Source organism: Halorubrum xinjiangense (assembly GCF_900102375.1).
Classification (GTDB): domain Archaea; phylum Halobacteriota; class Halobacteria; order Halobacteriales; family Haloferacaceae; genus Halorubrum; species Halorubrum xinjiangense.
In genome coordinates this window covers 245,028-264,959 of sequence record NZ_FNBO01000002.1, presented here as the reverse complement: position 1 = coordinate 264,959, position 19,932 = coordinate 245,028, and the positions used below count along the sequence as shown (strand labels likewise).

Genomic DNA, 19,932 nt, shown 5'->3' with positions numbered 1-19,932 from the left:
GGGAGGACCGCGGTGAAAGTGGTTGTGAGTGACAGCGTCCGCTCTCTGTCGTGCGGTTTCGATGCGAAATAGAAGGGTGAGTCGTCGTCGAAAGCGGGCGGCGGGCCCGCCGCTCAGTACGAGGCCGCGCGCTTGTCGAGGCCGGCCGCCTCGATGTCCTCGCCGTCGACGGAGGTGCGGAGGACGTCCATCCCGTCGTCGCGGTCGATGTCGAAGTTGCGGGCGTACAGCCCTTCGAGGCGGTCGTATTCGGCCTCCGAGATCGGCGGCACGTCGGCGGCGGCGCTCCACTCGGCGATGTCGTCGCCGTCGCGGAACGTCGGCGTGACGGAGGCGACCTCGTCGTGCGCGAGCAGCCAGCGGATCGCCGCCTGCGCCATCGTGCGCGTCCCGTCCGCGTGGTCGGGGTCCTCGAGGAAGCGGATCGCGTCGACCTTCTCCCAGCCCGTCTCGTACCACTCCTTCGGGCGGTGCGAGCGGTGGTCGCCGTCTTCGAGGACGGTGTCGGGCGTCACCTGCTCGTTGAGCAGGCCGGAGGAGTGCGGGACGCGGGCGATGACGGAGGTGTCGGGGCCGGAGTCGCGGATCGTCTCGACGAAGTGGCGGCCGGGCTCCTGCTCGAAGAGGTTGAAGACGGTCTGGACCGCGTCGAACTCCTCGTACTCGACGGCGGCGTCGCCCTCGGCGAGCCAGCCGATCGAGGGGCCGAGCGCCCAGCCGAGCGCGCGGACGCGCCCCGACTCCTTCCACTCGCGGAGGAGGTCGCGCACCTCGGGGGTGACCTCGTCGACGTTCGCGTTGTGCAACTGGAGCACGTCGACGTAGTCGGTGTCGAGCCGGTCCAGCGAGGCCTCGAACGCCTCGGTGAGGTACTCGCGGTTCAGCTCCTTCGGGAGCTCGCCGTGCCCGGCCTGCGGGTTGTCGTAGAAGTCGTAGCCGATCTTCGTCGACAGCGTCACCTCGTCGCGGCGGCCGTCGATCGCCTTTCCGATTATCTCCTCGCTGTCGCCGTGGCCGTACACGTCGCCGGTGTCGACGTAGGTGACGCCCGCGTCGAGCGCCTCCTCGACCATCCCGACCGCCTGTTCGTCCGAGCGGTCGCCCCACCAGTCGGTGCCGACGACCCACGCGCCGAAGCCGATCTCCGAGACCTCGACGCCCGAGTTACCGAGTTCGCGGTGTTCCATACCCGGCGTTAGGGGCTGGCGCACTTATCGGGTGCGGTCTCAGTCACCGCACGGGAACGCCCCCGCGGTGAGAGGACGGCACCTCCGCCGCGAGAGGACGGCGCCTCCGCTCCGTAGAGGGCGGCACCCCCGACCGGCGTCCGCGCGCGGCGTTCGCACAACCGAATCCCTTTGAGGGACGGCGACGAAGCGGGCCCGATGACAAAGCGACACGTGTCCCTGCCCGACGGCGCGGAGGCCGGGGTCCGAGGGTTCATCGACGAGGTGGACGAGCGGCTCTCCTCGGACGAGGACACCTGCGAGGTCGTCCGCGACGTGTTGATCGACCTCCACGGCGACCGCGAGGCGTGGGAGGCGTGGCAGGACGGGGAGTCGGTGTCGCGCGCCGAGCGCGTCCGCCTTCAGGGGTACGACCCGTGTAACGCGACGCTGGAGTCGGAGTACTACGCCGAGAAGGACGAGGAGCGCTTCCAGCGCTCGAAACACCTCCAGTGGCTCTGGCGGCAGTTCGACGCCACGCCGATGGCCGACAACGTCGAGTTCGCGCTCCGCTTCCGCCAGATGCTCGGGAACCACCTCTTCGCCGAGTGCGGGGAGAACTGCCGCTTCTTCAAGGGGATCTCCGTCACCTACGGCCACAACATCGAGGTCGGCGACAACGTCGTGATCCACGACGACGTCCACCTCGACGACCGCGGGAAGCTGACGATCGGCGACCGCGCCTCGGTCTCCGACGGGGTCCACCTCTACAGCCACGACCACGACATCGTCGACCAGACGGAGGTCCGGAACTTCCACACGATCGTCGAGGCGGACGCCCGCGTCACCTACGACGCGATGGTCCGGGCCGGCTGCCGGGTCGGCGAGAACAGCGTCGTCGGCGCGCGCTCCGTGGTCCAGGGCGACGTCCCCGACCACCACGTCGTCGTCGGCTCGCCCGCCCGCAGCGTCCGCGTGAAGCCGGGCTGGGAGGAGACCGCCGAGGAGCTCGAAGACGGGCGCCTCCCCGACAATCAGGACGACCGCGAGATCGAGTACGAACTCCCCGAGGACCTCGAGCAGTTCGACGAGTTCCAGCGGGACCTCCGGCCGCCGAACTGAGCGTCCGGGGAGCGTCCGGGGGGCAACCGAGGAGCGTCCGGGGAGCGTCCGCTGAGCGGCGGGCGGAGGGAGAACGCGACGGCGACTACTCGTCCGGTTCGTCGACCAACAGCGTGTTCCGCACCAGCGTGGAGATGCCGCGCCGGAGGCGCTCGGTGACGGCCTGATCGGAGATATCGAACGAGTCCGCGAGCTCCTGCGTCGAGATCTGGCGCGGCAGCGAGTAGTATCCGGCCTCGACGGCGTCAGCGAGGGTCTCGCGCTGCGGCGGCGTCAGCCCGTACCAGGGGTCGGCGTCGGGCTTCGTGGGGTTGTAGATCCGGTTTATCGACACGTCGATGTCCTCCTCGACGTAGTAGTCCTGAAACGACGAGAGCGCCTCGTGGGTCGGAAAACGGAGTTCGAGGCACCACGCCTCGGCGTCGCCCGTCGCGTCCAGCAGCACCGCGTCGAGGTCGGGGATCGTCCGCAGCAGTGAGGCGTCGGACGGCTCCCAGTCGAGCGAGTACAGCGTCTCGTCGTCGTGCGTGTCGACGAGTTGGATGTCGTTCACTGAGGGGTGGTCGCGGACCGAGCGCTCGAAGCTCTCCCGCGCGTCGTTCCGGATCCGAATGAACGGGGTTGGTCGCCCGCCCAGCGGCACCATCGTCTCCAGCGTGACCTGCGTGGGGCCTTCCACCCGGAGTATCTGCCCCAGTTCGAACGCCGCAGACGGGATGGTCGCCTCAGCGATAACGCTCATTCGATACGCCCCCGTTCAGTCGCAACCGCGTTAAATTCTCGGTAGCGAGCGTCTCACACCAACGCTCATAACTTGGTATATCATGCTTTTCGGTAGTATTTTCCCGTGAGAAGCCGTATCAGATGACGCAGAGGCACATGACGGCGGACCCTATCTGTCTGCGTGGCGCCGAGTCCGACGCCGCGACGGCGCCGTATCGCAGTCGAGCGCGTTACCTACCATGACAACCGACCCGACTACCAACGACGAGATTACAAGCACGAAGGAGTTCGAGGCCGCCCTCAGCCGAGTAATTCTCGCCGCCCTCGAAAACGACGTCGACCCCCGTGGAACGTGGGAGTACCGCGCCGACGGTGTCGGGTCCGACATGGAAGTCATGGTGGTCGAACTGGCTGACTGACGGCCGAACGGTCGCCCGGCGGTCGCTGGTTTAAAGCCCTTGGTAGGCCATCCCGAACTGATTCGCGGGCGGGGAGAGTCCTCCCCGTATGACGGACGCGCTCGACTCCCTCGGTCCCCCGACGGACGTCTCCGAATCGAGGGACGCCGTCGCGCGTCGCCTCCTAGAGGGCGTCTCCACGCACGCCATCTTCATGCTCGACGGCGACGGGAAGGTCGCGGCGTGGCCCGCCCCGGCGACGACCCTCTACGGGTACGAGGAGGCGGCGGTCCTCGACCGGCACGTGCGGACGCTGTTCGCCGACGACGAGGGGGAGGGGGACGCCGACTCGCTCCCCGAGGACTTCTTCGCGGAGCCGAGCGAGGAGTCGGTCGAGTTCGAGTGCTGGCACCGGCGGGCTGACGGCTCGGTCTTCTGGGCTACGCTGACGCTGTCGCCGCTGTGGAACGACGAGTTCCACGGGTACGCGGCGGTCAGTCGGGACACGACGGCGACCAAGGAGTACGAGCGGATGTTAGAGCGGCAGAACGACCGCCTCAAGGAGTTCACTGACATCCTCGCGCACGACCTCCGGAACCCGCTGAACGTCATCCAGGGGAGCCTGACCCTGTACGAGGAGACCGGGGACGACGAACACCTCGAAACGATCGGCGAGACGACCGATCGGATGGCGCGGCTCGTCGACGACCTGCTTCGCGTCGCCCGGCAGGGGAACGTCGTTAGCGACCCGGAGCCGACCGACATCGGTGAGGTCGTCGAGAGCGCCTGGCGGAGCCTCGGCGGCGACGCCGGGGCGACGCTCACCTACGAGCCCGTCCCGTCGGTGAGCAGCGACCCCGACCGGCTCCGCGAGCTGTTCGAGAACCTCTTCCGGAACAGCGTGGAACACGGTTCCACGAGCAGTCGGGCAGAGCCCGATGACAGTGTCGAGCATGGCTCGACTAGCAGCCGGGCGGAGCCCGGCGACAGCGTGGAACACGGTTCCACGAGCAGTCGGGCGGAGCCCGACGACAGTGTCGAGCATGGCTCGACTAGCAGCCGGGCAGAGCCCGGCGACAGCGTGGAACACGGCGGTAACGTGACGGTCGAGGTCGGCCCGCTCGACACCGGCTTCTACGTCGAGGACGACGGGCCGGGAATCCCCGACGAGATCACCGACGACGTCTTCGACCACGGCTTCACCACGCGCGACGACGGGCACGGCTACGGCCTCTCGGTCGTCCGGACGATCGTCAACGCACACGGCTGGGACATCGTCGCGACCGAGGCGGAGGGCGGCGGCGCCCGGTTCGAGATCACCGGCATCGAATTCCTCGGCTGACGCGGAACAGACGGACGAGGAGCGCGGCAGAACGCACGCGGCGTGCGCGACTCGGCCGAAGCAGGACTCGGGGCGCCGACGGATTTCGTGTGTCCACACCCGGCCAGATAAATGCCATTGTGGACCATCCCGAGGAGGTATCCGCAGATAAAACGAGACGAACGTATGAGGGCGGGAGGAACTCGCCTTCGACTTCTCGTTACCGGGGACCGAGGGCGACGAGATCACCGAGTACCGGCTGGGCGACTACACGAGCGACGGGGCGGTGGTGCTCGTGTTCTACCCGTTCGACTTCAGCCCCGTCTGTACCGAGGAGCTCTGCGGCTTCCGGGACGCGGAGTGGCTCTCCTTCCCCCTCCTGAGCGACACGGAGGGGGAAGTCATCAGGGAGCTCGACCTCGCGTACGACGAGTGGGAACACCACGCCGGCGTGCCGAAGCGGGCGCTCGTCGAGCTCGACGAGTCGCACGACGTCCGCTACAGGTGGCAGACCGAAGACGCGTACAACAGCCCCAACATGGACGAACTCGAACAGACCGTGCTCTCGTTGATGGACGGTCCGGCCCAGTGACCGCTCCCGCGCGGTCGGCGCCTTCGCGTATCGCTCGGTCGTGCCTGACAGACGTCTCGATCGGTGGGTGGAATGGCTGACCGAGCCGATCCTGTCCCCGTCGGAGACACGCCGACGCTCGGGCAAAACGCCCACTGGAACCGCGTCGCACAACGGCTACACGACCCCGAGGGCGACGGCGAGCTTGTGACGGCCGTCGTGTTCGCCGTCGCGGACGCAGAGGGCGTCGACCCGACCGAACTGGAGCTCCGGCTGAACCACACCGTCGACATGGAGGGGATCGATCACGCGTTCTTTGGCCCTGGAACGACGGAAGGCGCTCGGAACGGGACCGAGAGCGTCGAGTTCCGCTACCTCCGCTATCTCGTCAGCGTCCGGAGCGACGGGTGGATCCGCGTCTACGAGCCGCTCGGCCCCGGTCGGACGTGAACGGCAGCGTCAGTTGTGACTCCGGACCCGGTCCGTCACGACCGATCCCTGCGGCCCTTGTCGTCGCGTGGTACCACTCCCCAGTACCGTTATTTGCCAGTAGCGCGTACAAGCAGGTGGTGTTACACGCATGACAGGAAAGCGGATACTGATGATCGTCGGCGACTTCGGCGAGGACTACGAGATCATGGTCCCGTTCCAGGCGCTTCAGGCGGTCGGCCACGAGGTCCACGCCGTCTGCCCGGAGAAGGCGGGCGGCGAGTCGGTCAAGACCGCGATCCACGACTTCCGCGGCGACCAGACGTACCTGGAGACTCGGGGCCACGACTTCGAGCTTACGCACGGGTTCGACGACGTCGACCCGGCCGACTACGACGCCCTGGTCGTTCCCGGCGGGCGCGCCCCCGAGTACCTGCGCGGCTACGAAGAGGTCCTCGACGCGGTGCGGCACTTCTTCGAGGCCGACAAGCCCGTCGCGTCGATCTGTCACGGCCCGCAGATCCTCGCGGCCGCGGGCGTCCTCGACGGCTACGAGCTGACGGCGTACCCCGCCGTCAGGCCCGAGGTCGAGGCCGCCGGCTGCTCGTGGGTCGACGGCGTGACGACCGACGGCAACCTCGTCACCGGGCAGGCGTGGCCCGACCACCCCGAGTGGATCGCGCAGTTCCTCGACCTGCTCGGGACGGAGATCGACAACGAGGCGACGGCGGCGACCGCGGACTGACCCGCCCGGTGGCAGGTGTCGTGTCCGACCCCCGCGCCCTCGCCGTCAACGTCGCCGCTAACACGAACGAGCCCGGCTTCCGCGGGCCCGTCTATCCGGACGGCTCGTTCGCGTACGTGCCGATCCCCGAGTCGGCGGCGACGCTCCCGCGCGAGGAGTTCCCGGTCGACGAGCCGGTTCCGACCTACGGCGACCTCGACCTCCCGTTCGCGGTGCCGGCCGACCTGCGCGAGACGCCCGTCCACGCCGACCCCGAGTTCCCGGGCGTCCACGGCCGCGAGCGGGCGACCTACGGCGACCCCTACGGCGTGAAGGCCGGGCGGATCGCCGCCCTCGACCCCGGCGACTGGCTCCTCTTTTACGCGACGCTCACGCTGCGACCGCGCGGGTGGACGGGCCCGGGCGACGAGGGCCCCGGCGACGCGGGGGCCGACGAGCGCGACGGCGCATGGCTCCGCGAGCGGGATGTCGACGTCGACCGCGACCTCGCGCCCGACTGGGGCGCGTACCTCTTCGCCGGGATCCGGATCGACCGGGTGCTCTCGGCGGCGGGCGACGACGGGGACGACGAGGGCGTCGTCGACCGCGCGGCCGCGACCGAGGCCGCGCCGACCAACGCGCACCTGAAGCGGGACCCCTTCGACGCGCGGGCCGTCGTCGTTGGTGACGCCGGACAGTCCGGGCTCTTCGAGCGCGTCCTCCCGCTGAGCGCGTCCGACGCGGGCGCCGAGGCGAACCCGATCGTCACCGACCTGTCGAGCGACTCCGGGAAGGGGCCCTGGTGGCGCCGCCCGATGGCCTTCGACGCGCCGGCGGCGAGCCGGTTGCTGGCGCGGATCGACGGGATCTGACGGACCGAGCGCGACGCGACGGGCCGGAGGTCCGCTCCCGCCGCCACCGCGATTTATGAGGCTCGCCGCCGTCACGTGCGGTATGAGCGACGAATCCACAGAGACGGCCGAGGAGGCCGCCGACCGCGGCGCGCCGTCGCGGCTCGGCCGCGTCCTGCTCGGCGTCGGCCTCGCCGCGCAGGCCTCCGAGGACTTCCGCGACATGGAGGACACGATCGAGTACGCCGAGTCGGCGGGCGTCCCGATGCCGGACGTCGCCGCGCCGTTCGCCTCCGGCATGATGGTGGTCGCCGGCCTCGGCATCGCGCTCTGGCGGCTCCCCCGGATCGCGACCGGCGCGGCGGTCGCGTTCCTGACTGTCGTGACCGCGACGATGCACGACTTCTGGAACGCCGACGAGGACGACAAAAGCGGGGAGCGGCTCGCCTTCTTCGGCAACCTCGCGATGCTCGGCGGGGCCCTTGTGTTCCTGCGCGAGGCTTATAAGAGGTGAACGGAGGCGCGTGGGACGGTTCCGGCGCCGCAGCCGCTCGTTTATAAATAACTGACCGTGGATCGGCAGTGAACACCTCCAAAGCCCCAGTCGCGAGGCCGCAGTACGCTCGTTGTCGTCCGAAAATCTTCGATTTTCGGGATGACGAGAGAGCTTCGCTCTCTCGAACCACGCTCCCCGCTCGCTCCGCTCGCTGCGGTGCTTACGTCGTCATCAGAACGCCTCGCGTTCTGATTGGCTCACGAGAGCTCCGCTCTCGTGAACGCCTACTGCGGCCTCGCGACTGCCCCTTTGAGTCCCACCCCACCCCGCCCCACACAGCACCGCAGCCTCACGCCTCCCCAACCTCGTCAGTCGCCGTCGCTTCGCTCCGGCGACTGACTCCCTCGCGCGTGCTGTCGCCGGCGCTTCGCGCCGGCTTCCAGAGGGACCTTCGGTCCCTCGCGGCTCGGCCGCAAGGCGGCCTCGCAGGCACGCAGGGAGGCGCGACGCGCCTCTTGCAGCCGGCGGCTCTGCCGCCGGCGACGCCACCGCGTGTTTATTTATAAATCGCCGGCGTCCAGCGGGTCCTCCAGCTGGCCCATCACCGCCTCCATCGCGTCGGTCGCGGTGAGCAGCCCGACGACCTCGCCGTCCTCGATGACTAAGGCGAGCTCCTGTGACTCCGCCTGGAACTGGTCGTACGCGTTGCTGACGCTCGCGTCCGCCGATATCGTCATCGGCGGGGCCGCGACGTCTTCGAACGTCAGGTCGCCGTTTCGGAGCTCGTCGTAGCGGCTCACGATCGAGGGGGCATACACGATCCCCTCGAAGTCACTCAGGTCGCCGCCGACGAGGGGGAACCGGCTGTGCGGGGTGTCGCGGATCCGGTCGAGGTTCTCCTCGGCGGAGGCGGTCGTCGACAGCGAGATTATCCCGTCGGCCGGCGTCAGCACCTCCCGCACGGCGAGTTCGTCGACGTCGAGCGCGTTGAGGACCTCCTCGCGGCGCTCCTCGGGGAGCTCGACCTCCTCCATCATGGAGCCGAGGCGGGTGCGGAGCTCCGCGCGCGTCTCCAACACCTCCTCTTCGGCCTCGGTCCACGACCCGGTCATCTCGACGCCGAACAGGCCGAGCGTCGCCTTCGCGACCCAGTCGCCGAACTTGATCAGCGGCGAGATGAGCCACGCGAACCAGTAGAGGGGCCGCGCGCCGTAGTTGGCGACCTGCTTCGAGCGCTCGACGCCGAGGTACGTCGGCGTCTGCTCGCCGTGCGTCAGGTGGACCATGTTGATGATAAAGAAGCCCAGAAGCGAGCCCGCGCCGGCGGACGCGAACGCCGTGCTCTCGAAGAGGGGGGCGAAAAGCGCCGCGAGCCCCGGCTCGGCGACGATGCCGAGCGCGATGCTCGTCCCCGAGATCCACACTTGACAGGTCGTCAGGTAGAACTCTAAGTCGTCGGTCATCTCCCACGCGCGCCGCAGCCCGGGGGTGTCCATCTCCGATTCGGGGTACTGCCGTAGCCGCGTCAGCCCGAACTCGATCGCCACGAAGTACGCGTTGATCAGGATGAGGAGGACGCCGGCCGCCACGCGGAGGGCGACCTCCGTCGGGGGCATCGCCGTCGCGAGGGGGATCATCGTCTCACCGATCTCGGTTCGAACGTAAAAATGGTCGAGAACGGGAGACGACGCGAGAGCGGACGGACGCTCGAATCGCTACGCGTAGTCCTCGTACGTCGGGAGCCCGTCCTCGGGCGGGAACTCCTCGACCGGGACGGTCGTCTCGTCGCCGCTTTCCATGTTCTTCACCGTGTACTCGCCGTTCTCTAAGTCGCGCTCGCCGACGACCACGACCGTCTCGGCGTTGATCGAGTCGGCGTAGCCGAGCTGCGCGCCGAACGAGCGGTCGGAGACGTCCTGCTCGACGACCACGTCGTCGCCGAGCGCGCGGAGGTCGCTCGCGAGCGCGGCGGCCTCGCTCCGCGTGTCGCCCACCGAGAGGACGTAGTAGTCGGTCGAGAGCGCCTCGTTGGGCCAGACGCCGGCGCGCTGACAGAGGAGCTTCAGGGTGGCGTGACCGGGCGCGACCCCGACCGCGGGGGTCGGCTGGCCGCCGAAGCTCTCGATGAGGTCGTCGTAGCGCCCGCCGCCGAAGACGGAGCGGGACACCTCTCCCGTCGAGTCGAAGCACTCGAAGACGACGCCGGTGTAGTAGTCGAGCCCGCGGGCGGTCGTCAGCGACACCTCGCAGAACTCGCCCGCGCCGAAGTCGTCGGCCGCGGCAAGCACGTTCCGGAGGTTCTCGACCGCGTCCTCGACCGACTCGTCGCCCGCTGCGGCGACCGCGTCGAGGTCGTCGACAGTCTCAACGCCCGAGATGAGGTCGTCGAAGTCACGCGCGGTGTCGCGCGAGAGGCCGGCGTCGGAGAGGAGTCCGACGTACTCCCCGTCGTCGACCTTCGCGCGCTTGTCGACCGCGCGGATCGCGGCCGCGGTGTCGACCGCCTCGGGGTCGTCGGCGAGCGAGCGGACGAGGCCGCCGAGGATGTCGCGGTGGGAGACGCGGAACTCGAAGTCGTCGCCGGTGAGGCCCAAGTCGGTCAGGGCGTCGGCCGCGACCGCGAGCACCTCGGCGTCGGCCTCGGGCGCCGACGAGCCGAACACGTCGATGTTCGTCTGGTAGAACTCGCGGAAGCGGCCCTGCTGGACCTGCTCGTAGCGCCAGAACGGGCGGGTGGAGACCCACTTGATCGGCTTCGACAGCTCCTGGCCCTTCGCGACGACCATCCGGGCGACGGTGGGCGTGAGCTCCGGCGTCAGCGAGACGCCGCGGCCGCCCTTATCCTCGAAGGCGTACAGCTCCTCGACGATCTCCTCGCCCGACTTGTCGACGTACATCTCCGTCCGCTCTAAGGCGGGGGTGGCGATCTCGCGGAAGCCGTGCCTTGCGGCCGCGTCCTCGACCGCGTCGGTCACCTCGCGGCGGGCGGACTGCTCGCCGGGGTAGAAGTCGCGGAATCCCTTGAGGCCGTCGTACATGGGTGTCGGTTCGACGAGCGCCCGCTTGAAAGCATCCTTTCGGGGGCGGGGCTCGCCTGCTCGGTGCGGAGGTCGCGGCCGGGGGAGGACGGCCCCGCCTAGTCGCGCTGGTACTCCTTCTGGAACCCGCGGAACTCGGTCCGGTGGGCCTCCTCGTCCGAGAGCAGCGTCACGGCGAGGTCCTCCGTGACCGGGTCGTCGGCGTCCTCGGCGGCGTCGATCAGGTCCCGGTACGTCGCGATCGCGTCCTCCTCGGCGTCGAGCACGCCGTTGATGACGGCCAACACGTCCGTCGAGTCCTCGGGCGGCTGTAGCGACTCCTGGCCGGCCGTGAACTCGGCGGAGCCGGGCGGGCGCGCGCCGAGCTGTTTGAGCCGCTGGCCGAGCTGTTCGGCGTGGCCGAGCTCCTCTTGAACGTCCTGCTTGAGGCTCTCTTTAATCTCCTCGGCGCGGACGCCGTCGAGGACGATCGCGTTCGTCTGGTAGTTCATCACGGTCTCGATCTCGTCGGCGTACGCCGTCTTGAGCAGGTCGACGACTCGTTCGGATGACATGCTCGACGCTACGCCCGCGGGGTCGAAAGTAGTACCGGCGGTTCCACGTCGATGGGAGGCCGTCGGCCCCGGACGGGGCCGCGCGCGGCGACCGGCCGCGGCGGACGAGGGGACGGCCGGGGGTCAGTCTGTTCGGCCGCGAACGTACGTCTGGTCGTGGTCGGGGAACACGTCGTTTACGGTCTCCTCGCCGTACTCGTCTGCGATGAGCGTCCGGAGCTCGTCCTCGTAGTCCGCCTTGGGGACCTCCTCGCTCGGCCCCTGCTGGACGTCGAAGGTGGCGTCGACGAGCTGGTCGACGGCGTGGCGGCCGAACCCGGAGAGCGGGGAGATGTAGTCGACGCCGTTGCGGTCCTCGAGGCTCTGCGCCTGCGCCCGCGACACCGTGGGGACCCGGTCGTCGCGGCGCGTGCCGTCCGCGATGGCGTCGACGTCGAGCGCGGAGATGGCCTCTAAGGCGTGCTCGTGGACGCGCTGGATCCCGTTGCGCGGGTAGCCGTCGGCGACCATGGTCTCGGCCGCGCTCTCGGCCACCTCGCGGTCGAGGTCGACCCGCTCGAACGGGAACCCGAGTTGGCCGGCCGCGCGCTCGGCGTGCTCCCAGTCGTCCGTGAGCCCGAAGCTCCCGGTGACGCAGCGGACGTCGTAGAACCGGTCGAGCAGGTGGGCGGCGAGCGAGGAGTCTTTCCCCCCGCTGTACAGCAGCGCGAGCTCCATCTACCGCCGCCGGATGTCGAAGCTCTTCTGGTCGGGCTGGAGCTCTTTGAGCAGGTCACGCATCTGGTCTTCGTCGATCTGGCCCTGAATACGGCCGCTCTGTGCCAGCGCGGCGACCTGTTTTTTTACCTTCTCGCCGAACTGGGGCTTCGACATCTCGACCGCGTTGAGCCGCTGGCGCGCGCCGTCGGTCAGGTACTGTTTCAACACGGCCTCCTGTTGGGCCTCGGCGCGCTGCTGGGCCTCCTGCTGGGCCTCGGCGGTGTCGCCCTCGCCGCCCTGTCGCTCGCGGAGCTCTTCCATCTTCTGTTCGCGCAGTTCCTCGAGCCGTTCGTCGTCGGGGTTGCCGCTCATACCCGCCCGTTCTCGGTCCGCGCGAAAAACCATTTCGGCGGTCGCGACCCGCGCGGAGCGGCCGGACGCGGCCGGACGCCCGTCGACGGCAACGCGGGCGGTCCGCGCCGTTTAAACGGATCCTCGGCGTAGCCGGCGTCAATGAGCGAGTCGCGGGAGTTCTGTCCGCGCTGCGGCGACCCGGTCCCCGAGCGGCGCGACCCCCTTCCGGGCGAGCCGCGCGGGCGAGACGCACTGCTCTGTGACGACTGCTACTTCGAGGACTTCGACCTGGTCGACGCGCCCGACCGGATCGAGGTGCTGGTCTGTTCCGGCTGCGGCGCCGTCAGGCGCGGCGAGTCGTGGCGCGACGTCGGCGCGCGCGACTACACCGACGTCGCCGTCGACGAGGTCGCGGAGGCGCTCGGCGTCCACGTCGACGCCGAGGACGTCGAATGGGGGGTCGAACCCGAGCAGGTCGACGAGAACACGGTCCGGATGCACTGCCGCTTCTCCGGCGTCGTCCGCGGCACCCTGCGCTCGGCGGAGGTGACGGTTCCGGTCAAAATCTCGCGCGGGACCTGCGACCGCTGCGGGCGCATCGCCGGCGGCTACTACGCCGGGATCGTTCAGGTGCGGGCGGACGAGCGGGACCTCACGCCCGCCGAGCGCGCGGAGGCGCTCGACATCGCCGAGACGTACGTCGCCGACCAAGAGGCCGACGGCGACCGCGAGGCGTTCATCACGGAGGTCAAAGAGACCGACGACGGGCCGGACATCAAGCTCTCCTCGAACCGGCTCGCGCAGAACGTCGCGACGCGGATCACCGAGTCGCTCGGCGGGAGCTTCGAGTCGTACCCGACGCTCGTCACCGAGGACGGCGACGGCAACGAGGTGTACCGCGTCACCTTCGCGGTCCGGCTGCCGAAGTACGCGGAAGGCGAGATTCTCGACCCCGAGGACGGCGACGGGCCGGTCCTCGTCACGGGCGTCTCGGGCCGGCTCCAAGGCGTGCGCCTCGCGACCGGCGACGAGTACACCTCCGCGTTCGCGGACGGTGAGGCCCCCGACGCGACCCGGCTCGGCACCCGCGAGGACGCGGCGGAGACGACCGTGGTGACCGTCGAGGACGAGAACGCGATCCAGGTGCTCGACCCAGTCACCTACGAGGCGAAGACCGTCCCGAACCCGGCGTTCGTCGACGACGACGCCGACGCGGTCCTTGCGTTCGAACACAAGGGCGAGGTCCACCTCGTGCCGGAGGAAGGGACCGAGTCGGCTCCGAGTCGAGACTGACGGGTCCCTCTGGGCCGTTTCGGCGGAGGAACTGATCGTTCGTGGGAGCGCGTCGCAAAAGCGGGTGGGCGCGTCGGCGGCGCCAGCGGGGACGGGGCACCGTTCAGTCGGCGCGGGCGGGCTGTTCGCGCCCGAGCGCGGCGGCGCGCTCGGACTCCGTTACGTCGATGCCGCGGCGTTCGAGCTGCTCGATGAATTCGGCCTCGCTAAGCCCTGCCTGTGCGGCCGCCTGCGACAGTGTCAGGGTTCGCGCACCGTACAGCGTCAGCGCACTCGACAGCCCGTTCGTGGCCATACACCCAGTAGTCGGGTGAGGGATTATGAAGGTTACTACTTCATTGAGGGACCTGATACACCTTATACGATATATATTGACGGATGATCGGGACGGGAATCATAATACGATCCGGTCTCACCGACCTCGCCCGCAGGAGTTATACGCCTCTGCGGTCGACACGGCGGCATGGACAGACAACAGCTCATGGCGCTGTTCTTCGCGTTTCTCATGGTGAGCTCCATGGTCGCGTACGGCGTCTCGCTGCTCTAGCGGTCCATCCCCGTCAGCCGTCGCCCCACACGTCCGACAGCGGGTGGTTCTGCCGCCGCTCCGCGTCCTGCTCAGATCGGGTCCGGACCGACCCGTCGCCCGTCGCGTCGCCGTCGCCGGCTTCGGACCCGGCGCCGCCGCGAGACGACCCGCCCGCGTTCGCACCGCCCGACTCGCCCGAGCGGCGGCTCCGCCGGCGCCCCGCACCCGCTCCGCTCGGGGGCGACGCGTCGATGCCGTCGAGCGCCGCGTCGGGGTCGAACGCCGGCAGCGACGGGGTCGTCATCGCGTCGACCTGGTCGCGGAACCACGCGGGCGTGTCGGCCTCGGCGCGCTCGAAGAGGTCGAGTAAGGAGTCGTCGGCGAGGTACGTCGCGCCGTGGTCGTCGGGCGCGCGGACGACGCGCCCGCAGGCCTGAATGACGGTGCGCAGCGCCGTTCGGTGGTACCACGCCCACTGGCCGTCCTCGAGGCGGCGGGCGACCCGCGAGTCGTTCGTGTTCCGGTACGGCGCCTTACACACCACCTGCCAGCGACAGAGGTCCCCCTTCAGGTCCAGCGCTTCCTCCATCTTCACCGAGACGAACACCTCGGGGTCCGGGCTCGCCTTCCACGCCTCCAGCTCGGCGTCGCGGTTCTCGCGGTCGTGACGCCTGACGCGCGCGGCGACGCCGAACTCGCCGAGGCGCTCGGTGAGCCGCTCGGCGATGTCGTACGAGTGCGCGTGGATCAGGCCCTTCTCGTCGGGGTGTTCGGCCATCAGCCGGACGATCAGGCGGGCGATCTTCGGCACCGTCTCGTCGCGGTGCTCGTACGTCATCGACCCCTGCGTCACGTCGTACAGCGGGCGGTTCGCGAGGGGGAACGTGTGCTCGACGTCGACGAGGGCGACGTCGGCGGGGTCGAGCCCGACGCCCCGGCAGAACGCCTCCTTCGAGAGGATGGTCGCCGACAGCAGCGCGAACCGGTTGCCGCGGTCCCACACGGTGTGCCTGAGGTACCGGGCCGGGTCGAGCGGCTTGATATCGATCGCCGACCCCTCGCCGCCCGACTGGTCGACGACCCACGTCGTCGGCGACTCCGGGTCGCGGTAGTCCTCCAGGAACCAGCCGAGCTCGCTTATCAGCTCCTGGAGCCGGTCGCGCCGGGCGACCTCCTCGCGGTCGAGCTCGGGTTGGCCGACCAGCTCGTCTTTCGCTCGGATCGCCACATCGCGGAGGGTCTCGACGAACCGCGCGGTCCGGTCGAGCGCGTCTTCTTCGGGGCCGGCGTCGGCAGCGACGTCGGGGACGCCGACGTCGTCCCACACCGGGACGCGCTCGGGCGATATCTCGATGGTGGCGTACATCTCGGCCCACTCCGCGAGCCCGTGCGCCTCGTCGATCACGACGACGTCGCGCTTCCGGAATACCTCGGAGCCGGCGGTGCGCATGAAGTACGCTAACGTCATGGCCGCGAAGCGGTTGCCGGACGCGATGGCGCGGTCGGAGAAGTACGGACAGCGGTGCCGGATCGAGCAGTCGAACCCCTGCTGGCGCGCGCAGGGCGCGCGGTTCACGGGCGTGTCGTGCTCGCCGGGGAGGACGCAGTCGTAGTTCGACTTCCCGCGGATCACCGCGAGGTCGTCGAGCAGGTCGTCGGCCTCGACGTCGTCGATCTGCGACACCTGCGGGGTCGTGTAGTAGGCACCGGTCGCCTCGCTGGGGGCCGCCTCGCCCGCGGTCTCGGCCGCGCCCATGATCGCCCGGGCGAGCAGCGACTTGCCGCTGCCCGTCGGCGCGCGTACCAGCACGACCCGGTTGCCCGACGCGAACGCGTCGCGGATGTCGTCGAGGGCCTGCTTCTGTGCCCCGCGGAAGTTCGGCGCGGGGAACTCGGCGGGGATCCGGCTCGGGTCCACACGACGCCCTCGCGCGCTGGCGGAATTAAACCCTCGCTTAGGTGTCGCGCCCGCCGCGCCAGACCCCGCCAGCTATTCGTAGCCGGACGCGAGAGGGACGACGGAGCGATGGAAGACGACGGCATCCTCGGGTCGCTGTCCGCCGTCGGCCTGCTGAGCCTCTGTTGTATCGGGTTCGGTGGGCTGGCGGGCGGGGCGGCGGTGATCGGCGGCTCCGCCTCGGCGAGCGCGTTCGCGACCGGGGCGACGAGCGCTCGCGGCGCGCTCATTTCCGGGGGCGTCACGTTTGCGACCGTGTTCGTCGCCGCCGCGGTGATCCGCTGGCGGCTGAATCGGTGAAGGCGGCGCAACCACGGGCTGGGATCACGCCCGCCCGTGCGTCTCGATGTTCTCCCAGACGACGGCCATCAGCTCCCCGGTCTTCGTCACGAGGTCCTCGACGGCGTCCTCGTCGACGCCGGCCGCGGACGCGCAGCCGAGGTCGCGGATCGCCTTCGTCGCCGAGACGTGGTGGACGTGGACGCGGTCGTCGCCGGCGCGCTCGTACACGACCGTGGTACACGGGAGCATTCCGGCGAGGGTCGGGTCGATGCGCAGCGCGTCGTACGCGATCTCGGGGTGACAGACGACGATAAGCGCCGTCCGCTCGACGTCGTCGTGGCCGAGCATCCCCTCGATCATCTCGTCGAGTCGCGTGACCCGCACCGTTTCGAAGTCGGCGAGCTCGTGTTCGAGCTGGACGAACGGCACCGCGTCCTCGAAGGGGAGGTCGACGGTCGTGTGGAGCGCCTCGTCGGCGGTCGGCGCGGGGAGTGCGGCGTCGCTCATGCGAACTCCTCGCACGGTGTCGAGTAAAGCCCGTTCCGCCGTCTCAACAACTGCCGCTACCTCCGACGGGAACCGCTTCCCCCGCAGGAACCGCTCCGCCCGCGGGGACCGCCGACGCCCCGCCGAGGGGAGCGACGCCGCCGAGACGGACTTATCCGGCGCCCGCCCGTTGTGAGCGTATGATCGAGTTCGAGCGCGAGGCCTACGACGACGTGGTCCGTCGCGCCGACGCGGGCGGCGCCGAGGAGGTCTGCGGCGTGCTGGCCGGGACGCGCCGCGACGGCGACGAGCCGAGCGTCGTCGCGCGCGCTCACGAGGCGGAGAACGTCGCCGACGCGCCCGAGACCCGGTACCGGATCGACCCGGAAACCCAGCTGGAACTGTTCGAGTCGATCGAGGCGGACGGCCGCGACGTGGTGGGCTTCTACCACTCGCACCCGACGGGACCGGCGCGCCCGAGCGAGACGGACGCCGCGCGGGCGACCTGGCCCGGCTACTCGTACGTCATCTGCGCGCTGGACGGCCGTCCGTTCGTCGGGTCGTGGCGCTGGCGCGGGGACGAGGCGGGGTTCGAACAGGAGACGGTGGCGGTCCGAAGCGTGCAGTAGGAGTTTCGAACGGCGCCACGCCGGTCCGCGCTACTCGCCGGCCGCAGGCGTCGCGTCCGCGTCGGCCTCGTCGGCCGCCCGGCGGTCGCGGACGACGAGGACGGGGCCGACCGATGCGGCCGCGACGCGTTCGCTCTCCTCGCCGAACACGAACGACCGGAACGAGGGCGCGCGCTCGCCCATCACGACCGCGTCGTGGCCGGGGACCGCGTCGACGAGCGCGTCGAACGGCGAGCCCGCCGCCGCCAGCGTCGTTTCGACGTCGATCCCCGCCTCGCGGAGCCGGTCGGCCGCGACCGCCAGCCGGGCTTGGGTGGTGTGGGGGCGGTCGTGGTCCGCGTCGCCCGCGTCGACAGCGTCGTCGGCGACCGCGACCGTGTCGCGTTCCCCGGACGTGTCGGCGTCCGTCGCGTCGTCGTCGCCGGCGGGCGGCCGCTCCCCCGCCGCGAGAAACAGCGTGACTCCGATGTCGCGGTCGCCGACGAGCGCTTCGACGAACGAGAGGACCCGGTCGGCGTCGACGTCGCCCGAGAGCGACACGAGGAGCCGGTCGACGTCGCCGGTCGTCCCCGGGACGGCGAACGCGTCCGCGTCGACCTCGTCGGTCACCCGCTCGATCGTCTGCTCGCGGTCGTGCGTGAACACGAGGCGGTGGTCGGCCGCGCCCCCCGCGGCCGCGAACTCCTGGCTGACGTCCTCTAAGGCGGACGTCGCGCGCTCCTCGAACTGGAGCCGGGCCTGATCCGGCGGCGTCTGTTCCGGCAGGACGTGATAGCCGAGCACGGTCACGTCGACGGCGCCGAGCAGCGAGATCAGGCCGGGCGAGACGCTCCCTCCGTCGAGCACCGCGATGGGTACGAGCACGCGTGTCATGTCACAGGGCCCCCTTGAGCGACACGTCGCGGGCGTAATAGAAGTACCACCCGGCCGTGGCGGCGATGACCGCGATCCCGACGAGGATCGAGAGCCCGTTCATGAAGGCGATCAGCCCGAAGCTGGCGAGCGCGCCGCAGACGGGGACGACCGGGCCGCCGGGCACGACGAAGTCGGGGTCGTACCACTCCGGCCGGTCCCGACGGATGGCGACGAGCGCGACGCACATCAGCCCGTACATGATCAGGTGGAGGAAGGAGGCGACCTCGGCGAGCAGCCGGACCTGCCCGGTCGCCGCCAGGACGACGACGGGGCCGCCGGCCATGCCGAGCGCGACGTGCGGCGTGCCGTACCGCAGGTTGATCCGGCTCGCCCACCGCGGGAGGAGCGCGTCCTTCGATACCCCGTAGATCGCCCGCGAGGTGCTGAGGATCGACGCGTTCGCCGACGACATCGTCGCCAACAGCCCGCCGACGATGATCACGAGCGCCCCCGCCGGGCCGAGCAGCGCCCGCCCGACCTCGACCATCGCGGTCTCGCCGGCGGAAAGCAGCGCGTCCCGCGTGAAGATGTTCGTCGCGACGAAGATGGTCAACACGTACAGGACCGTGACAATCACCACCGAGCCCACCATCGCCAGCGGGAGGTTCCGGCCGGGGTCTTTCATCTCCCCGGCCACCGTCGCCACCTGCGCGAACCCGAGGTAGGAGGTGAACACGAGCGCGGCGACCGAAAGGACCGGTCCGATCCCCCAGACGTCGGCGGCCTGCCCGGACGGCGTGTCGACGGCGACGACCCCGAACGCCTCCAGCAGTCCGAACCCGAGGAAGGCGACAAGCATCGATAACAGCAGCGCGACGATCCCGTTCTGGAGCTTCGCGGCGTTCTCGGTGCCCGTGACGTTCAGGACGGTGAACCCGACGCCGGCGAGGACGGCGATCGCGGAGACGACCGCGTCCGCCCCGGCGCCGACCGCGATCCCGACCTGCGCGAGCGCGTCGAGCGCGTAGTAGCCGAGCCCGACGAGGTAGAACGCGGTCGCGAACACCAGCCCGAGCCACAGCGACAGCCCGATAACGGTCCCGGCGAGCGTCCCGAGCCCCCGGGAGATGAAGTAGTAGCCGCCCCCGCTCCGCGGCATCGCCGTCGCGAGCTCGGAGGTCGGGAGCGCCACGAGGAGCGCGATCACGCCGCCGACCGTGAACGAGGCCGTCGCCGCGGTGCCGATCTCCCCGCCGGCGAGCCCGGGGAACACGAAGATCCCGGCGCCGATCATCGTCCCGATCCCGATGGCGAGGCCGCCCGTCAGCCCGATGGTGCGCTCGAGCTCGGCGTCGTCGGTGATCGTCGCCGTCCCCGTCTCGACGACCGACTCCGCGACCGGGGCGTCGCCGTCGAGGTTGCGGCCGCTCGGCCCGTCGGTCATGCGTCACCGGA

Annotated in this window: 22 protein-coding genes and 1 pseudogene; 11 read left to right on the top strand and 12 right to left on the bottom strand. The window is 70.0% G+C overall.

Annotated features, from left to right (window positions below; genetic code table 11):
- Positions 1 to 113: 113 nt before the first annotated feature.
- Complete coding sequence (locus tag F3H13_RS04205; protein ID WP_149797802.1) at positions 114 to 1,187, bottom strand: aldo/keto reductase; 1,074 nt, start codon at positions 1,185 to 1,187, stop codon at positions 114 to 116.
- A gap of 198 nt (positions 1,188 to 1,385) precedes the next feature.
- Here F3H13_RS04205 and F3H13_RS04200 point away from each other — a divergent pair, with 198 nt between their 5' ends.
- Positions 1,386 to 2,288, top strand: coding sequence for an acyltransferase (locus F3H13_RS04200; RefSeq protein ID WP_149797801.1), 903 nt, complete (start codon positions 1,386 to 1,388; stop codon positions 2,286 to 2,288).
- A gap of 85 nt (positions 2,289 to 2,373) precedes the next feature.
- Here the strand turns inward: F3H13_RS04200 and F3H13_RS04195 are convergent, their stop codons facing one another.
- Positions 2,374 to 3,030 carry a helix-turn-helix domain-containing protein gene (locus F3H13_RS04195; RefSeq protein WP_149797800.1) on the bottom strand — a complete coding sequence of 219 codons (657 nt, stop codon included), beginning with the start codon at positions 3,028 to 3,030 and terminating at the stop codon, positions 2,374 to 2,376.
- A 220-nt stretch (positions 3,031 to 3,250) separates the two neighbouring features.
- Between F3H13_RS04195 and F3H13_RS04190 the strand changes: the two genes are divergently transcribed.
- The 7 genes and pseudogenes from F3H13_RS04190 to F3H13_RS04160 all read left to right on the top strand — a co-directional run bounded on the left by F3H13_RS04190 (position 3,251) and on the right by F3H13_RS04160 (position 7,819).
- Positions 3,251 to 3,430 (top strand): hypothetical protein, encoded by a 180-nt coding sequence (locus F3H13_RS04190; protein WP_149797799.1) that lies wholly within the window; start codon positions 3,251 to 3,253, stop codon positions 3,428 to 3,430.
- A gap of 88 nt (positions 3,431 to 3,518) precedes the next feature.
- Positions 3,519 to 4,751 carry a two-component system sensor histidine kinase NtrB gene (locus F3H13_RS04185; protein WP_149797798.1) on the top strand — a complete coding sequence of 411 codons (1,233 nt, stop codon included), beginning with the start codon at positions 3,519 to 3,521 and terminating at the stop codon, positions 4,749 to 4,751.
- Between the two features lie 196 nt (positions 4,752 to 4,947).
- Positions 4,948 to 5,322 (top strand): annotated as a pseudogene (locus F3H13_RS04180) (redoxin domain-containing protein); the annotation flags it as partial.
- A 72-nt stretch (positions 5,323 to 5,394) separates the two neighbouring features.
- The gene (locus tag F3H13_RS04175) at positions 5,395 to 5,751 is read left to right on the top strand and encodes a HalOD1 output domain-containing protein (RefSeq protein WP_188127993.1); all 357 of its coding nucleotides are present in this window, start codon (positions 5,395 to 5,397) and stop codon (positions 5,749 to 5,751) included.
- Between the two features lie 130 nt (positions 5,752 to 5,881).
- Positions 5,882 to 6,475, top strand: a complete 594-nt coding sequence (locus F3H13_RS04170) for a DJ-1/PfpI family protein (protein ID WP_149797796.1) — start codon at positions 5,882 to 5,884, stop codon at positions 6,473 to 6,475.
- Between the two features lie 20 nt (positions 6,476 to 6,495).
- The gene (locus F3H13_RS04165; protein ID WP_149797795.1) at positions 6,496 to 7,326 is read left to right on the top strand and encodes an Nmad3 family putative nucleotide modification protein; all 831 of its coding nucleotides are present in this window, start codon (positions 6,496 to 6,498) and stop codon (positions 7,324 to 7,326) included.
- Between the two features lie 82 nt (positions 7,327 to 7,408).
- Positions 7,409 to 7,819, top strand: a complete 411-nt coding sequence (locus tag F3H13_RS04160; protein ID WP_149797794.1) for a DoxX family protein — start codon at positions 7,409 to 7,411, stop codon at positions 7,817 to 7,819.
- A 542-nt stretch (positions 7,820 to 8,361) separates the two neighbouring features.
- Here F3H13_RS04160 and F3H13_RS04155 read toward each other — a convergent pair.
- From F3H13_RS04155 to F3H13_RS04135, 5 genes are all read right to left on the bottom strand, one after another.
- Complete coding sequence (locus tag F3H13_RS04155) at positions 8,362 to 9,438, bottom strand: CNNM domain-containing protein (protein ID WP_149797793.1); 1,077 nt, start codon at positions 9,436 to 9,438, stop codon at positions 8,362 to 8,364.
- 78 nt (positions 9,439 to 9,516) lie between these two features.
- Entirely contained in the window at positions 9,517 to 10,839 is a 1,323-nt protein-coding gene (gene hisS, locus F3H13_RS04150; RefSeq protein WP_149797792.1) for a histidine--tRNA ligase, read from the bottom strand.
- Between the two features lie 98 nt (positions 10,840 to 10,937).
- Entirely contained in the window at positions 10,938 to 11,393 is a 456-nt protein-coding gene (locus F3H13_RS04145; protein WP_149797791.1) for a DUF892 family protein, read from the bottom strand.
- A gap of 123 nt (positions 11,394 to 11,516) precedes the next feature.
- On the bottom strand, positions 11,517 to 12,110 hold the full coding sequence (locus F3H13_RS04140) for a DUF7411 family protein (RefSeq protein WP_149797790.1): 594 nt from the start codon (positions 12,108 to 12,110) through the stop codon (positions 11,517 to 11,519).
- A complete protein-coding gene (locus F3H13_RS04135; RefSeq protein WP_149797789.1) occupies positions 12,111 to 12,464 on the bottom strand; it encodes a DNA-binding protein in 354 nt (117 codons plus the stop codon).
- Between the two features lie 141 nt (positions 12,465 to 12,605).
- On the opposite strand from F3H13_RS04135, the gene F3H13_RS04130 reads away from it, so the two are divergent.
- On the top strand, positions 12,606 to 13,739 hold the full coding sequence (locus F3H13_RS04130; protein WP_149797788.1) for a 60S ribosomal export protein NMD3: 1,134 nt from the start codon (positions 12,606 to 12,608) through the stop codon (positions 13,737 to 13,739).
- Between the two features lie 103 nt (positions 13,740 to 13,842).
- On the opposite strand, the gene F3H13_RS04125 is transcribed toward F3H13_RS04130, so the two are convergent.
- The gene (locus tag F3H13_RS04125; protein ID WP_096394851.1) at positions 13,843 to 14,034 is read right to left on the bottom strand and encodes a UPF0175 family protein; all 192 of its coding nucleotides are present in this window, start codon (positions 14,032 to 14,034) and stop codon (positions 13,843 to 13,845) included.
- Between the two features lie 265 nt (positions 14,035 to 14,299).
- Complete coding sequence (locus tag F3H13_RS04120; RefSeq protein ID WP_149797787.1) at positions 14,300 to 16,186, bottom strand: helicase C-terminal domain-containing protein; 1,887 nt, start codon at positions 16,184 to 16,186, stop codon at positions 14,300 to 14,302.
- Positions 16,187 to 16,294: 108 nt separating this feature from the next.
- Between F3H13_RS04120 and F3H13_RS04115 the strand changes: the two genes are divergently transcribed.
- On the top strand, positions 16,295 to 16,525 hold the full coding sequence (locus F3H13_RS04115) for a hypothetical protein (protein ID WP_149797786.1): 231 nt from the start codon (positions 16,295 to 16,297) through the stop codon (positions 16,523 to 16,525).
- A gap of 24 nt (positions 16,526 to 16,549) precedes the next feature.
- Here F3H13_RS04115 and F3H13_RS04110 read toward each other — a convergent pair whose 3' ends face one another.
- Positions 16,550 to 17,014: a DUF302 domain-containing protein gene (locus F3H13_RS04110; protein WP_149797785.1), complete on the bottom strand. Its 465-nt coding sequence runs from the start codon at positions 17,012 to 17,014 to the stop codon at positions 16,550 to 16,552.
- Between the two features lie 179 nt (positions 17,015 to 17,193).
- Here F3H13_RS04110 and F3H13_RS04105 point away from each other — a divergent pair, with 179 nt between their 5' ends.
- Complete coding sequence (locus tag F3H13_RS04105) at positions 17,194 to 17,622, top strand: desampylase (protein WP_149797784.1); 429 nt, start codon at positions 17,194 to 17,196, stop codon at positions 17,620 to 17,622.
- Between the two features lie 30 nt (positions 17,623 to 17,652).
- On the opposite strand, the gene F3H13_RS04100 is transcribed toward F3H13_RS04105, so the two are convergent.
- Together F3H13_RS04100 and F3H13_RS04095 are read right to left on the bottom strand one after the other, a co-directional pair.
- Positions 17,653 to 18,495, bottom strand: a complete 843-nt coding sequence (locus F3H13_RS04100) for a universal stress protein (protein ID WP_149797783.1) — start codon at positions 18,493 to 18,495, stop codon at positions 17,653 to 17,655.
- 1 nt (position 18,496) lies between these two features.
- Positions 18,497 to 19,921, bottom strand: coding sequence for an APC family permease (locus tag F3H13_RS04095; protein ID WP_149797782.1), 1,425 nt, complete (start codon positions 19,919 to 19,921; stop codon positions 18,497 to 18,499).
- Between the last annotated feature and the right edge of the window lie 11 nt (positions 19,922 to 19,932).